This is a genomic window from Bacillus altitudinis 41KF2b (assembly GCF_000691145.1).
GTDB lineage: Bacteria > Bacillota > Bacilli > Bacillales > Bacillaceae > Bacillus > Bacillus altitudinis.
Map to the genome: position 1 here is coordinate 32,697 of NZ_ASJC01000002.1, position 13,957 is coordinate 46,653.

Consider the following 13,957-nt stretch of genomic DNA (forward strand, 5'->3'; position numbering starts at 1 on the left):
TTATTTAGGCTTATAGTAAGCCATCCCATATGGGCTTTGTCATATCATTTTGTGTATCGTGATTTGTTTGTTTAGAAATGCCCCGCGCTTTTTCAAGCATGTGTATCCGCTCTGAAATAGGCAGTAGCTGTTGCTGAAGCACATCCTGAATCGCTGCTTTTTCTCTGCCTGCTGATTTCTCTAAGGAAGAGAGCTGATGGCGAATTGGCGCAACCACTTGCTCCAGCACTTTTTGTACAGGTTCTTCTTCACCTGTTTGATCTGTCCCTTGTTTATCCGCTTGTTGTAAAACGTTGTCGATGGCCATTTTTGCTTTTTCTAGTTCGCGTACTTGATCAGTCGTTAATCCGGCATCTTGCTTTTGAACGGATGCTGGTCTTTCGCCAATCGTTTGGAGGACATCATTTGTTTTCAACACATCCTGCACAATTGGAATCAATTGTTCAAGTGCCGCTCTTACGCTAGATTCATCACCATCACTTGACTGCAACGTTTCCAGCAGATGATCTAAAACGCTCCAAAATTGTTGTGGCATATTTGCACCTTCCTCTTTCAAAAAGAAATTTTTCAGCAAAGAAAAAAGCCCTCTCTCGTTCGTTTCTTGAGATAGGAGCTGATCGTGTTCCTCTATTGCGATGATGTCTGCTGTTCCAGCCATTGAGTAGCCTGTAATGTGGCCTTGCTGAATTTGGTCCCAAATATCTTGTGATGCCTTTGTCACAAGTACCCAAGATCCTTTTTGAATCAGCTCCCCGCCTACTTCAAAATCCGCTGGGGCAATGTATGATTCGACGACTTCGCCAACACCGTCTTGAAAATCATGCTGTTTATCAATGTGACGGGCATCTTTCATAAAACCGTGTGCTGCTCTTTCAATTTCTTTGGCCGACATAAAGTCTTGATGTGCATCAGGTGTATTTGGTTCATACACGACGCCATATACGAGGCGATGGGCATCCTCTGCCTTCGTCAGGACACTGACTTCTTTTTGAAAGTCAGGCTGCTTTTTCTTTGCTTTCATCAAGAAAAATTTCTTTTGGTTGGCGGCCCTGTCTACATAGGAAACATGCGTAATTTTTGCGTTTTTTAATTCCCTTGGCATATGTTCACCCCCTTTCAAAAAAAGCTCACGTCCTTCTATTTCTCTAGCCGGTTTGGCTCAGATGGAGACAGCCCATCAGCTGTTTTTATGCGGCTTTCTAAAGGTCGGTGGTAGAATTCTTCCGGCCATTCCTCTAACGTCTTGCCAAGAATACGCCCCGCAAGATCTCGTAAATCATTTGGCGATACTGCCCCAGCCTGAATAAATGGTGTCAGAACCTTCGCTATCTCTAATGGATCTCTAAAGTCAGGGCCATTTAATAGAAAGCGGACATGCCATATATCTAAATCCGGGAGAAAAAGAGTATTGAGTTTCCCTGTAATAAGATGCCGCTCTGGCTGAAATACTTGCTCCTCCGTTGTTTTACGCGCGGTATCTGCTGTGGCCTTGTTATAATCTTGTGACTCTCCTGTGTAAATAGGCGGCAGACGAAAAGCGGAGCGGATTTTGTTTCTCGTCTTTTCATCGTATTCTAAAAAGAGCGCATCCTCTTGCAGGATTTCCGCCAAGGATTTAAAGTTCACTTTGACATTTGATACATCTTCTTCACCTGTTAATCCTTTTTCTGTCGGAAGCCCTTCTACTTCAAGCAATAAAAACTTATGCGCATGGTCAGAGCCTTCAATATCATCCATATAATCTTGTAGCTGCTGATAAGAAGTCTCTGACAGCATGCCGTTTTCGACAATGATGGCACCAGGTACATGCCGTCCTTGCTTAAAATAAAGATAATTCAGCTCTTCTGCTTTTCGTGCGCCATACATATTGACGATGTTGCCAATCCAGCGGGGAATCCCATACGTCCCACTGCCAATTTTAAAATGAATGACTTCTGTTGCTTGAAGTGGTTCTGGTGTAGCATCATCGTACTTGCCTGTTTCACAATTTAATATGCGCGGATCACCATACTCCTTGAAAAAGACTTTCTTCTCATTGATGACCTGCACATATTTTCGGAATCGTTTCTTGCGATTCATCGTCTTTAATTCGCCGTTTTCTGTGTAGCGGAATTCGACGTCGACTGGCTCACTCAGCTTGCAAATGCGGATATGGAGTGCATCCAAATACTCGATTCCTGCCGGCTTTCCTTGTCCATCCCGCAGCACCTCTAAAAAGCCATTTCCTGTTTTCTCCCGGTCTTCTAGGACATAACCAAGAATCACGTCAGCAGACTCATCATAGTTCATGTATTTCGTAAACTCTTCGAGTCTTGTCCATTCCTTCTCGGCTGTCTTCTTTTTGACCGGTTTCACATCTTCCGCATTAAAATCAAAGGCGTATTCCACCCCAAATCCAAAACCTAAAATGTTTGTTCGATACGCATCTATACATTGCTGAAGAATCGTTGAGTATTCTGCCATGCTTTTTAATTCGTTGATATGGTAGGGCGGGGGGACAATGTCATCTTTTTCGTATGAAAATTCATCCTCATACATTTGTTTTGTATGATCAGACATGTTTGCCTTCATAATCGTTGCTTTTAATTGTTTCATTTTATGGACCTCCTCTCTCGGTTTGGACGGACACGCTCTGAAGCAGTCTGTTTCAAATCGGTCACCTCATAATCATCTAGCGCATACCAAATGGCGGATAATGTGTGTGGGTCGATTTGAAATTCATCTTCCTCTAAGCGGCCGTTCTTATCTGCCTTATAGGTTAGTGATTGAAGTTCATAGATGGTATAAGGGCAAGCATCAGAACAAATGATTTTCTTAAATCGTTTAATTTTCTTTGTATATTGCAAACGTGACCCTTGGAACTTATGCGCAGCGACCATTTGAAATCCGCGTTGCCGAAAATAGTGAATCGTTTTAGGCTCTGCTGCATCTGCCTTAATCAGTTCCTTTGATTCAACAAATTCTTTCAAATCAACAGCTGTTTCATCATCCGTTTTCCCGCGGTCGTAATATTCCCAATAAATATATAAGTACTTTTTTTCATGATCGACAGCTAACCGAATGAGCGCATTGTAGGATTCGACAAATCCAAAATCCATCCCCGCTCGTTTCAGCGGTCTTTCAATCTGCCCGATCGCTTCTAATACGTCAGTATGCTGTCTGACCTCAAATTGCGGAAACACTTTTGTGCCATTGATACCGAAGTATCCTTTCCTTGCAATTCGATAAAGATCTGGATCGTATTCTTTCAGCTCATCCAGCTGCTTGACATAGCTTTTAGGAAGAAATAGATTGTCTTCTGCTGTTGAGTGGTGATAGTACGTATCTTTTATCACGATGGTTCGCTGTTTGTATAAGGTTTCGTCATCAAGGACAAAACGTTTCAGCTGCTCATCTCGAAAGAAATGTCTGTACGTCCAATTATCCTGACCAACGGGATTCGTCGATAACATCATATAAAGAGGTAAAACCGGATGTCTCAGCCTTCCAAGCAGTTCTTTAAACCCTTCATAAGAAACCTCGGAACACTCCTCAATCCAAATCATTGAGATGTTGTTGATCGACTTCAATTTCTCAGGCTTGTCCAGTCCTTTAAATAAAATGCTGCTCCCATTGCGAAAAGTGAGAGCAAGCGGTGAACTGCGGCATTTTACTAGATGATCGATGCCAAGATCGCTGACGATTTCTTGTAAAAGAGAGTAGGTCGACTCCCGGTGCGTATCATACACTTCTCGAATGACAAGTGCTGTCCGTTTTTCCTCAAGCAGTTTTAAAATCAGCTTTAAAGCAATGTGATAGCTTTTGGAGGAGCCATAACCGCCTACTAAAAACTGAAACTTTTGATTCCAATCGAACAAAAAGTGTTCAAAGTGAGGATTGACTTCTTTTTCAATCAACGGCGTCATGAATCGTCCTCTTTTCTTTTGATCATGATATGAAGATCTTCTTCCTTTTCCTCACGAACTGCTTTTTTTGTTTTTTCGATTGTCAGCTCAATTTGCTTCAGCTTTAATCTTCGTTCATCTTTCGCATGAGCGAGCTCTTCAAACTGTTTAATCAGCCGTCTTAGTTCTCCCATTGCACGAGATTGGGCATTTAAAAAAGTAGCATGCCGATCCCATGAAAATTGAAACGAAAATTCCTCTGCCGTGATCTCTGGCTCTGGATGAATACCTTCGCCTGTTTCTTCCTCTAATGAAGAAGGCAAGTACGTCGCCTTTTTCAGTTCTTTGATCATGTCATCTTGATCTGCTACATGCATGATGCGCTGCGCTCGAATAATGGCTGCGTATTGAATTTGAATTTGATCCCAGATGATATCAAGAGATGTGCGCCCATCCATTTTTTCCATGATTTCAATCGTTTCATCTGAAAGAAATTGATGAAAGATCGAGTGCGCCTGCTTTGACGGTGTTTTTTGTCTTTGCCAGCCGTATCGTCTTTTCCATGATTTGACGGTATGGATGGAGACGTTGTATTGATCCGCTAGCTGCTGGTACGTCATCCCTTTCATATAATCCTGCTTAGCCTCTATCCGTTTATCTTTCATTTACATTCACCTGCCGCCTCCTTTTAGTTCGAATGATTCCCTGAAGAGGAATCATTTGTGCCGGGCTAGCAAACATTCGTTTGGTCTTTCTAACTATAGGTGGCAACTGTAAGACAAGCTTTTGAAGATTGAGTGATGAAAGAAAAAACACCTATTCAGCAGCTTTGAATAGGCGTTCTTGTACTTTTTTGGACATTTTGGTCCGAGCTCTTTCCATATGTTTTTGGACTGTTCCTTTTTTTACATCTAGCATAATCGCAATCTCGCTAAATGACAGACCCTGCGTTGTGTGCATAAAAAATACGTCTTTCTCTCGATCTGTTAAAACAGACAAAGCTTCATCAATTCGCCTTTTGTCTCGCTCACTTACCTCTCTTTCTTTCTCTTGAATGAGGGTGTATTCATGTGATAAAGCCTCTAATACTTCTGGATTGGCAAGAATGGTGCGCTGATACACAGATCTTCTGTCTAATCCTCTGCGTGCGCCTGGCTCTCTACCGATTTGAAGCCATTCCACCACGTATTCTAGATCGCTGACCATACTGGCGATCATTTTTTGATCATGTTTGTCCTGATCTGACATCTGTTTCTCTTCTTTGTCTTTCAATTGTTCATATCGTTTTCTGGCATCTTTTAAACTTCTTTTATATTCGATCAGTAAATCTTGCATCTGTGCTCTCTCCCTTTTTTAAGAAAATAAAAAACGGACACCAATCAGCCCCTTATTATAGGGTCTTGATCAGTGTCCGCAGGCTTTCCGTCTTGGACTTATTCAGTTATTCTTGTTCATCAGGCTAGCTGATTTTAAAACCAATCTCGTGATCGACTCTTGCAAAATGTCCTTTTGCTGTTTGAATAATCGTTTTTCCATGCTCAGGTACATCCATCATATAAGCCGTTCCTACGTTTCCATCTAACACAATGACTTGAATCTTTCCTTTTTCCATTTCACCGACAAATGTCTGGTTTTCTTGAATCATGAGTTGTTTTGGCTCGTTCATATGCTTGTCTCCTTATTTGGTGGTGAGGATCTCATATCATCACCCATCGTATTTAAGATGATTTCCATTCGAGGACGCATGCTATAAAACTGTGAAACTCTTAATTCTACAATCTGTAAAGAGGCGTCATCGGTAACGGCATGAAGTGCTTCTTGTATATACTGCAAATTTGGTTGAAGAATGCAGATGTGTACCGGGCGTATCAAGCCTTTTTCTGCAGATGTACGCGTGTCTTGGCTGTTCGCTAGATCAATGGGCATATTGTAAAATGAGCGAATGTCGAGTGATAATGCGCCTTTTATTTTGCTTGTGCATTGCGCTTTAGCGGCTGTTTGAATTCTGTTTATCAATGTCTCTTTTGTACATAAATGTTCTTTTTCAATGATAAAATGAAGGACCATGCTACGATCTCCCGTCATCCTTCGCCCACTGCCGAATGTCTTGTTCGTTTTGACCCGCATTGAGCAAACATTTCAGGAATGTCATGATTTGCTTCAATCGATTCATGTCGCATTCATCCTTTCCTTCTTCTTGTCATCAACGGCTTTTTCTGCCATGAGGGTCATGTATGTGCGTTTTTCTTCTGCCGTGGGGAAAGCAAAAATCGGCTCTTTTTGATGAAAAGTGATCCAGCCGCCAGCTTGTACTAGGCAATGCTGGGCTTCTTTTCGGGCATCAAATGTCATCTGATGTCTCATCATCATCAAATCCTTTCTCACGGTCCTCGTCCTCTAATCGATAACCATTTCGGGACATTTCATATGGCCAGTAACGTTTTGGATAGCCGAAATCATTCATTTGTGTCACCATCGGATGTTCGATACTCATTCTGTTTGTCTCCCCTTTTTAAGAACGGTCTTCCTCAAGACTATTACTCTTTTTGTGTAACTTTTGACCAAAAAAAAGCTCTTGAACACCGATATTTAGCAAATCTGCAATATGCTTGGCTATTTCTAAGCTGGGCTTTGTTCGGCCCATTTCTATATTTGCATAGCCACTCGTGTACTTATATCCAAGTTTTTTCGCCATATACGTTTGTGTTTTTCCTTGTAATATTCGTTCTTCTCGTAAATTTTCAAGTTTCATGTTTCCACCTCTTACTCATTATGTGTAAGTTATATTCATTATGATAATATACACAAAACGAGTAAGTCAATCATATTTTTATTCTTTTTGTGTATTTATTTATCTTTTCCGTGTAATTCATGATAAAATTTACACATAATATGAAAAAAGGTGTTTCCGATGGATAATTTGACTGGAAAGATTCTAACTGAATTAAGAGAGAAACATGGATGGAGTAAGTCTACCGTTGCCAAAAAACTTGGATTAAAGGCGATGTCAACCTATGCTAACTGGGAATATGGATTGAGAAAGCCAGATGGTGAAATGATTGTGAAAATCGCCGAGTTATACGGGGTCTCAACAGATTATCTTCTCACAGGTAAAGACAAAAACGCCTCTGATGACGATCTTGCAGATGATCCTGATTTGCAAATTGCGTTTAAAGCTGCCTCCGATTTTTCTGAAGAAGCACGAAGACAAACCATCGACTTTATTAACTACATTAGAGAGAAAGAGAAACAAAAAGGCCGTCAGCCAAAACAGACAGACGACAAATAAAAGATCTCTTTTTATAAAGCATCACATAGCTGGGTAGATACCCAGCTTTTTTTATGTCTCTTTTTCCTCCTAAAAAAGAATGACATATGAATAAAAAATCATGTGTTTTTTGGGTAAAATCGTCTTTCCCTACATAATATGTGACAATTTTCACCAAAAATACTCATTTTTCCACTTATTTTGATTGACATATAATTCTATTATTATTAATATATGTATATACTAAAAAAAGGAGTGTTACCGATGAAAAAATTAATGAAAGCTTGTACATTGTCTTTAGCTGCTTTAGGTGCTCTTACGTTCTTCCAAACTGAAGGTGCTCATGCAGCTGCACAGCCTAAAGAACCAGTTATAGCAAAAGCTCCTATTATGAATAAAGTGATTACAGTGAACCGCACACTTACTGTAGGTTCTTCGATCGCTGTTTCACTTCCAGCAAGTCAAATTTCTGTCTCAGGCGCAACGTATGCCATTCAATTAGACCAAACTGCTCCAAATTTCACTTGGATCCGTGCTGTACAACGCGGTTCTGTTACAGTGTCTTACTATAATTCACTAGGTGAGCTTGTTATTAACTATATTACTGTTCGTTAAGCGATTTTTTTCATATGAAAAGGCGATGACTACATGTTCATCGCCTTTTTGTGTTTTTACTTTTAAGCTGCTTACCAGTGCTTGCCAATCTCTATCTATTATGTTAACTTTTAATAAAAATAAGTTTACATATTGAGAGGGGCTTATGATGGGAAAAATAACGTCTTTGTCTTGGGAAACGATCGTGAAGAAAGCCATCAATCATGAACCGATTACGATGGAAGAAGGTCTAAAAATTCTTGGAGCAGACGACGCAGAGTTGCTGCCTATTATGCATGCAGCTTATCAGGTGAGATTTCATTTTTTTCAAAAAAAGGTGAAGTTAAATATGATCTTTAACGCCAAAAGCGGATATTGTCCTGAAAACTGCGGGTATTGTTCACAATCGGTGATTTCAACAGCTCCTGTTGAGAGGTATACAATGCTTGACCAAAAAACCATTGTGGCCGGTGCGCGTGAGGCGTTAAAAAGAAAAGCAGGGACTTATTGTATTGTAGCAAGCGGGAGAGCACCTTCGCACCGTGAATTAGATGAAGTCACCGCAGCAGTGAAGGAAATTACTGAGACAATGCCTTTGAAAGTTTGTGCATGCCTTGGGTTATTAAATGAAGAAAAAGCGAAGCGGCTGAAGGAAGCGGGTGTTCATCGGTATAATCATAATCTCAATACACATCAAGATCATCATGCTCAAATTACAACGACCCATACGTATGATGACCGCGTATCGACCATTGAGAAGGTCAAACAGTCAGGGATGTCACCATGTTCAGGGGTTATTATTGGGATGGGCGAAACCAATCAGCAAATTGTCGAAATGGCTTTTGCGCTTAGAGCCCTTGATGCGGATTCGATTCCCGTCAACTTTCTCCATGCAATTGAAGGAACGCCTCTTGAACATCAAGAACGTACACATCCGATCAAAGCGTTGAAGGTTTTGGCACTGATGCGATTTATCAACCCGGCTAAGGAAATTCGAGTATCTGGGGGAAGAGAGTTTAATTTACGAACGCTTCAGCCTCTCGCATTATATGCAGCGAACTCTATTTTTGTAGGCGATTATTTAACGACAAAAGGACAGCAAGTTCAAACCGATCATCACATCATTGAAGATTTAGGTTTTGAAATAGAAGAATGTGCGCTTTAAAAAAAGTCTGCCGATGAATCGGCAGACTTTTGACGTTGAGATTAGAATCTTTTATGGAAATCGACAGTACCGCTTCCTTCTTCGCGGTCAAAGCTGCCAACAAAAGTCCAGTTAATATAGCCGCCGTCACCATTGTTGACAAACGTACCATCTTCAAATACCCAAATACCAAACGTAATGCCGTCATATTCAACACTATCATAATAGACAACATTGTTCAGTCCGCTAAAATCATGATCTTGGCTTAAGTTTTGAACAACTACGTTGTAATTTTGACCTGCTTCATAGAATGCACTGTATGCCGCATTTTTTACAAATCCATCACGATTTTGAGATGATTTTACTGCTTGTTCAATTTTATCGGCAATGGCTACTGGATCAATCGAGACACTTCCATCGACACCTGTTGTCGTAGCAGCTTCAGCCTTTTGACCAAAAGTCGTAAGAGATAAAGGGACAGCAACCATTGACGTAGCAATCACAGAGCTAACAAAAAATTTACTTGTTTTCCTCATTATTTCTAACTCCTCCTTTAATTGGTATGTTTATGTACTACCCTTTTCTTTGTCACTTAAACACTAATTTAAGAAAAAACTTCTTTTTCTATCAATTAAGAGGCTGTTTTTACTGTTTAAAAGGGCAAAACAACAAAAAAACTACTCTTTTAAAAGAGTAGTTTTCCATCATTACATAAACATGATAAATAAAATCAGACCTAGGATGATTCGGTAGATCGCAAAAGGCACAAGTTTGATTTTATTAATCAGTTTTAGGAAGAATCGAACAACAAAGAGAGCCACAATAAACGCACTCACAAAGCCCACAATAAAGAATGGAAGCATGTCTGTTGTTAAATATTCGGCATTTTTAACAAGTGTCAAGAGGCTTGCTCCCGCCATAATCGGCATGGCCATAATAAACGTAAAGTCAGCCGCCGCTCGGTGATTCAGACCAAGAATAACACCACCTGCTATTGTAGAACCTGAACGCGAGAAGCCTGGCCATAGTGCTAAACATTGAAATAACCCGATATACAGCGCTTGTCTGTACGTCATATTATCCACAGAGCTTGTTTCTGTTTTACGTTTATTGATCCAATCAGCGACAAGCATCAACACAGCCCCTAAAATCAAACCGACGGCGACTGTTCTCACGTCAAACAAATATTTATCAATATAATCTTCAAATAAGAATCCTAAAATGACGGCTGGGACGAGTCCAACAGCAATTTGAGCGATGGTCAGCTTATGTCCGCTGCGTTTTTGTTCTTCTGTGATATTTTTCTTTAAGCCTAATAAGTTCAAAATACGATCTTTGAACACGATCATGACAGCTAAAATAGAACCTAACTGAATCACGACTTTAAATGTGTTTGCAGCCTCTGGCGTAATGATGTCTTTTGATTTTAGCCAAAGATCATCAACAATGATCATATGCCCTGTAGACGAGACAGGTGCATACTCTGTTAATCCTTCGACAATTCCTAAAACCAGTGCCACGAATAAATCCCATAGATTCATGATTTTCTTTCCTTTCAATTCTGATCTTTTGAACTGGCCAAACATCTATGTCCACATAAAGACAAGCTTCCTTTTTCGAAAGCTCGTCTTTATGATACTATATTTTTTTCTAAAAAAGATTATGACATCAAACCTTTTCTTCTTTATACAAATTGGATCGCATTTTGAACCAATCAAACAGGTGAGTCGTGATCACTTTCAGAACGGCATACGTCGGAATCGCGACAATGATGCCGACTACGCTGAACAATTTACCTGCTGTTAATAGAACAAAGATAATCGTGATCGGATGGATATGAAGGTTTTTCCCCATGACCTGAGGAGAAATGAATTTCCCTTCAATAAGTTGAACCACTGTCCAGACAATGATGAGTTTTAAAAGCATCACTGGTGATGTCACAAGCGCAATCACAATCGCTGGTGTAATCGCAATGGTTGGACCAAGGTATGGCACTACACTTGTACATGCCGCAATAATCGCCAGCAGCAGCGCATAGTCAAGTCCAATAATCATATAGCCAATTAAAAGAAGAATACCGATACAGAAGCTGACAATGATCTGCCCGCGTATATAAGAACTTAGACGATGGTTCATTTCGTGAAGCACGATATGAGTATGGTCTCTAAACTTATTCGGGATAAATTTCAAGAAATAGTCAGGCAGTTTTTTGCCGTCTTTTAATAGATAAAACAGAATGAACGGAACCGTCACGATCGAGATGATAATTTCAGTAAGCGCCCCTAAGAAAGTGCCGACTCCGGTAAAAGTACTTTCCAAAATCTTCGTCGCTTGACTTGACGCTTTACTCACCAATTCAGAGACGTTAAAGTTCATCGTTTTCTGCACTTGACTAATAAAGTTGCTTCCAGTTAATTGTCTAATCTGTTCTTCTACCGTATCAACGTATTTTGGCAGATTATGAAACAGACTCATCGTTTGTGCTTGTAAAAAAGGAATAATAGATACAATGGTCACTGTAATGATCCCAATAATGACGATATATAAAAGCAAAATCGAGAAGATCCGTTTGACCTTAAATCTCTCTAATAAATTCACAATTGGATTTAATAAATAATACACAACCCCCGTTAAAATAATCGGTAAGGCAATGGTTTTGATAAGTACAATGAGCGGTGTGAAAATAAAAGATGCCTTCATGAAAACAAGGATATTCAACCCTATTAATAGCAGGATGAGTAAAAAGAGAACAAACTTGTTATCAAGAAAAAATTTTCTAAATCGACTGCTCCACATTTGCATAGAATTCATATCTTTCCTCCAAACACGGGCTATTTTATTAGTAAATTGTACACTACTTGATCATCATTTTGTGATCATTGTTTCAGCTTTTTTTCACGTTTCGCAATGGACATGGCCCATCCAATCAAAATCGGTTGTCCGATTAATCTCATCCATAACAAGGCTTGTTCTGTGCTCTCTTGCCCTGGAAATGGAATCCCTTCTCTCGCAGCAAATAGGTTCGCAGGGAAAATGAGCACCAGATAGACAGCGATCATTTTTGCTGCCACAATCCTTACGTTTGGAAGAAGCAGTAATACGGCCAGCAGCCATTCCAAGCATGCGGTGGCATAAATGATGCCATAGGGAAATGGCCATCCAGACATCATGCGGGCAAAGCCGCTTGGCTCTATCACATGAAAAACACCGGCTGCTATAAATAAAAACGCGAATGCGTATGTACTTCCTATATGTAGGATGCGCTTCATGTTCGTTTCCTCCTCCCTCCTTCTCAAGTATTACCCGAATGAAGGAGGAAACTATCCACTTTTCGTACATTTATATTCTTTATGTAAGACGCATCAGCTAAGGTAAAGGTTTCATCCGCTTTTCAATAAAAAAGAAGATTCTTTCATACAAACGCTTTCAAAGCATGTATAATCAGAGAAAAGCAGAAGGAGGGAATGTGATGATTCGATTTGCTGTCATCGGAACGAATTGGATTACAGATCGATTCTTACAGGCTGGTGAAGGAGTGGCGGATTTTACATGTACGGCCGTCTATTCTCGGTCTGCTGAAAAAGGACAGGCATTTGCAGACAAGTATGGCATTGATACCGTCTTTACTAATTTACAGCAAATGGCGGCAAGTGATGCGTTTGATGCTGTGTATATCGCAAGTCCAAACGCCCTTCATAAAGAGCAAGCGATGCTGATGATGGCGCATCAAAAACATGTATTATGTGAAAAACCATTGGCCTCTCACCGGAAAGAGGCTGAAGAAATGATTGCTGCTGCGAAAAAATATCAGGTGTGCTTAATGGAAGCGATGAAGACCACATTTCTGCCGAATTTTCTTCAAATCAAACAGCATCTTGATCAACTAGGCCCCATTCGGCAAGTGATCGCTCATTACTGTAAATATTCCTCAAGATACGATGCCTACCGAAACGGTGAGATTCCAAACGCTTTTAAGCCGGAATTATCCAATGGCTCCTTAATGGACATCGGCGTGTATCTTGTCTTTCCCATCATTTATTTATTCGGGCTGCCACATCAAATCACCGCGAGAGGCTATACACTTTCTTCTGGAGTAGATGGGAGCGGTTCATTACTTTTACAATATGAAGGACATCAAGCACTTCTTTTCCATTCAAAAATCTCAACATCTCATGTATCTGCTGAAATTCAAGGGGAGGATGCCACGATGGTGATTGATCAATTCCATCGCCCTTCTCGTATCATCATCCATGATCGGAATGGACAGCAAACCGATATTTCTATCAAAGATGATCAACCGGCTATGTATTATGAAATCGATCACTTCATTCAATGTATCAAGCAAAAAAAGGGACAGTCGCCAATCAATACATTTGCCTTATCCGTTCAAACCATGTCAGTCATGGACGAGGCGAGAAGACAAATGGGCATTATCTATCCAGCCGACAGACAAATGTAATGAGGCATTGAATGAACAAAGGGCGTTTTACAGCCCTTTGTTTGTTCGTGTGAATCTAGTTTGCCGCTAATACATCGGCAAATGCTTTCACATATGGCGGAAGGTCCGGCGGGCGTCTGCTTGATACAATATGACCATCTGTCACAACGGCTTCATCAAACCATTCCGCTCCAGCATTCGTCATATCATCTTTAATACCAGGTGTACTCGTTACTTTTTTACCTTTCAGGATACCAGCTGAAATGAGCACCCAGCCGGCATGACAGATTTGTCCGATCGGTTTGCCCTTTGCATCAAACGTACGAACGATGTCTAATACTTCTGGATATCGGCGCAGTTTATCGGGCGCCCATCCCCCAGGAACGAGAACCGCATCATAATCATCTGCTTGAATGGAATAGAAGTCTGCATCTGATACAGCCGGCACTCCGTACTTCCCAATATATTCATGATCTGCTTTTTCGCCTACGAGATGGACGGTTGCCCCCTCTTCTCTTAATCGCAAAACGGGATACCATAGCTCTAAATCTTCAAAATCATCACTGACTAACGCAATGACCTTCTTATTTGATAAACGCATAACATCTCTCCTTTTCTTCGGATTTCCT

The 13,957-nt window shown here is 40.5% G+C and carries 19 protein-coding genes; 4 read left to right on the top strand and 15 right to left on the bottom strand.

From position 1 onward, the window contains the following. Nucleotides 1-10: 10 nt before the first annotated feature. From BA79_RS04165 to BA79_RS04205, 10 genes are all read right to left on the bottom strand, one after another. On the bottom strand, nucleotides 11-1,102 hold the full coding sequence (locus BA79_RS04165; protein WP_035389213.1) for an XkdF-like putative serine protease domain-containing protein: 1,092 nt from the start codon (nucleotides 1,100-1,102) through the stop codon (nucleotides 11-13). Nucleotides 1,103-1,137: 35 nt separating this feature from the next. Further along, the gene (locus BA79_RS04170) at nucleotides 1,138-2,595 is read right to left on the bottom strand and encodes a phage portal protein (protein ID WP_035389215.1); all 1,458 of its coding nucleotides are present in this window, start codon (nucleotides 2,593-2,595) and stop codon (nucleotides 1,138-1,140) included. Next, complete coding sequence (locus BA79_RS04175) at nucleotides 2,592-3,893, bottom strand: PBSX family phage terminase large subunit (protein WP_162175639.1); 1,302 nt, start codon at nucleotides 3,891-3,893, stop codon at nucleotides 2,592-2,594. Before BA79_RS04175 ends, BA79_RS04170 begins: the two co-directional genes overlap by 4 nt. Nucleotides 3,894-3,901: 8 nt before the next feature. Beyond that, nucleotides 3,902-4,549 (bottom strand): phage terminase small subunit, encoded by a 648-nt coding sequence (gene terS, locus BA79_RS04180; RefSeq protein WP_035701158.1) that lies wholly within the window; start codon nucleotides 4,547-4,549, stop codon nucleotides 3,902-3,904. A 151-nt stretch (nucleotides 4,550-4,700) separates the two neighbouring features. Then, nucleotides 4,701-5,219 carry a sigma-70 family RNA polymerase sigma factor gene (locus BA79_RS04185; protein ID WP_007500562.1) on the bottom strand — a complete coding sequence of 173 codons (519 nt, stop codon included), beginning with the start codon at nucleotides 5,217-5,219 and terminating at the stop codon, nucleotides 4,701-4,703. Between the two features lie 124 nt (nucleotides 5,220-5,343). Then, nucleotides 5,344-5,529: an XtrA/YqaO family protein gene (locus tag BA79_RS04190; RefSeq protein ID WP_370648332.1), complete on the bottom strand. Its 186-nt coding sequence runs from the start codon at nucleotides 5,527-5,529 to the stop codon at nucleotides 5,344-5,346. A gap of 17 nt (nucleotides 5,530-5,546) precedes the next feature. Continuing rightward, nucleotides 5,547-5,951 carry a RusA family crossover junction endodeoxyribonuclease gene (locus tag BA79_RS04195; protein ID WP_017358980.1) on the bottom strand — a complete coding sequence of 135 codons (405 nt, stop codon included), beginning with the start codon at nucleotides 5,949-5,951 and terminating at the stop codon, nucleotides 5,547-5,549. Between the two features lie 102 nt (nucleotides 5,952-6,053). Continuing rightward, nucleotides 6,054-6,236, bottom strand: a complete 183-nt coding sequence (locus BA79_RS04200) for a hypothetical protein (protein WP_017358978.1) — start codon at nucleotides 6,234-6,236, stop codon at nucleotides 6,054-6,056. Then, nucleotides 6,226-6,378 (bottom strand): hypothetical protein, encoded by a 153-nt coding sequence (locus BA79_RS19520; protein ID WP_017358977.1) that lies wholly within the window; start codon nucleotides 6,376-6,378, stop codon nucleotides 6,226-6,228. Before BA79_RS19520 ends, BA79_RS04200 begins: the two co-directional genes overlap by 11 nt. An 18-nt stretch (nucleotides 6,379-6,396) precedes the next feature. Beyond that, nucleotides 6,397-6,636, bottom strand: coding sequence for a helix-turn-helix transcriptional regulator (locus BA79_RS04205; RefSeq protein WP_017358976.1), 240 nt, complete (start codon nucleotides 6,634-6,636; stop codon nucleotides 6,397-6,399). A 159-nt stretch (nucleotides 6,637-6,795) separates the two neighbouring features. Here BA79_RS04205 and BA79_RS04210 point away from each other — a divergent pair, with 159 nt between their 5' ends. The 3 genes from BA79_RS04210 (at nucleotide 6,796) to bioB (ending at nucleotide 8,911) form a co-directional block, all read left to right on the top strand. Further along, nucleotides 6,796-7,173, top strand: a complete 378-nt coding sequence (locus tag BA79_RS04210; protein ID WP_007500560.1) for a helix-turn-helix domain-containing protein — start codon at nucleotides 6,796-6,798, stop codon at nucleotides 7,171-7,173. A 243-nt stretch (nucleotides 7,174-7,416) separates the two neighbouring features. Beyond that, nucleotides 7,417-7,767: a hypothetical protein gene (locus tag BA79_RS04215; RefSeq protein WP_003213146.1), complete on the top strand. Its 351-nt coding sequence runs from the start codon at nucleotides 7,417-7,419 to the stop codon at nucleotides 7,765-7,767. Between the two features lie 148 nt (nucleotides 7,768-7,915). Further along, a complete protein-coding gene (gene bioB, locus BA79_RS04220) occupies nucleotides 7,916-8,911 on the top strand; it encodes a biotin synthase BioB (protein ID WP_035701162.1) in 996 nt (331 codons plus the stop codon). 41 nt (nucleotides 8,912-8,952) lie between these two features. Here bioB and BA79_RS04225 read toward each other — a convergent pair whose 3' ends face one another. The 4 genes from BA79_RS04225 to BA79_RS04240 form a co-directional block, all read right to left on the bottom strand. Next, on the bottom strand, nucleotides 8,953-9,426 hold the full coding sequence (locus BA79_RS04225) for a hypothetical protein (protein ID WP_008344156.1): 474 nt from the start codon (nucleotides 9,424-9,426) through the stop codon (nucleotides 8,953-8,955). Nucleotides 9,427-9,597: 171 nt separating this feature from the next. Next, nucleotides 9,598-10,431, bottom strand: a complete 834-nt coding sequence (locus BA79_RS04230; protein ID WP_035390159.1) for an undecaprenyl-diphosphate phosphatase — start codon at nucleotides 10,429-10,431, stop codon at nucleotides 9,598-9,600. Between the two features lie 127 nt (nucleotides 10,432-10,558). After that, nucleotides 10,559-11,701: an AI-2E family transporter gene (locus tag BA79_RS04235; protein WP_007500555.1), complete on the bottom strand. Its 1,143-nt coding sequence runs from the start codon at nucleotides 11,699-11,701 to the stop codon at nucleotides 10,559-10,561. Between the two features lie 65 nt (nucleotides 11,702-11,766). Beyond that, complete coding sequence (locus BA79_RS04240) at nucleotides 11,767-12,159, bottom strand: DoxX family protein (RefSeq protein ID WP_035701165.1); 393 nt, start codon at nucleotides 12,157-12,159, stop codon at nucleotides 11,767-11,769. Between the two features lie 200 nt (nucleotides 12,160-12,359). Here BA79_RS04240 and BA79_RS04245 point away from each other — a divergent pair, with 200 nt between their 5' ends. Beyond that, nucleotides 12,360-13,349: a Gfo/Idh/MocA family protein gene (locus BA79_RS04245; protein WP_019743561.1), complete on the top strand. Its 990-nt coding sequence runs from the start codon at nucleotides 12,360-12,362 to the stop codon at nucleotides 13,347-13,349. A gap of 55 nt (nucleotides 13,350-13,404) precedes the next feature. Here BA79_RS04245 and BA79_RS04250 read toward each other — a convergent pair whose 3' ends face one another. Continuing rightward, on the bottom strand, nucleotides 13,405-13,929 hold the full coding sequence (locus tag BA79_RS04250) for a type 1 glutamine amidotransferase domain-containing protein (RefSeq protein ID WP_008344162.1): 525 nt from the start codon (nucleotides 13,927-13,929) through the stop codon (nucleotides 13,405-13,407). Nucleotides 13,930-13,957: the final 28 nt, after the last annotated feature.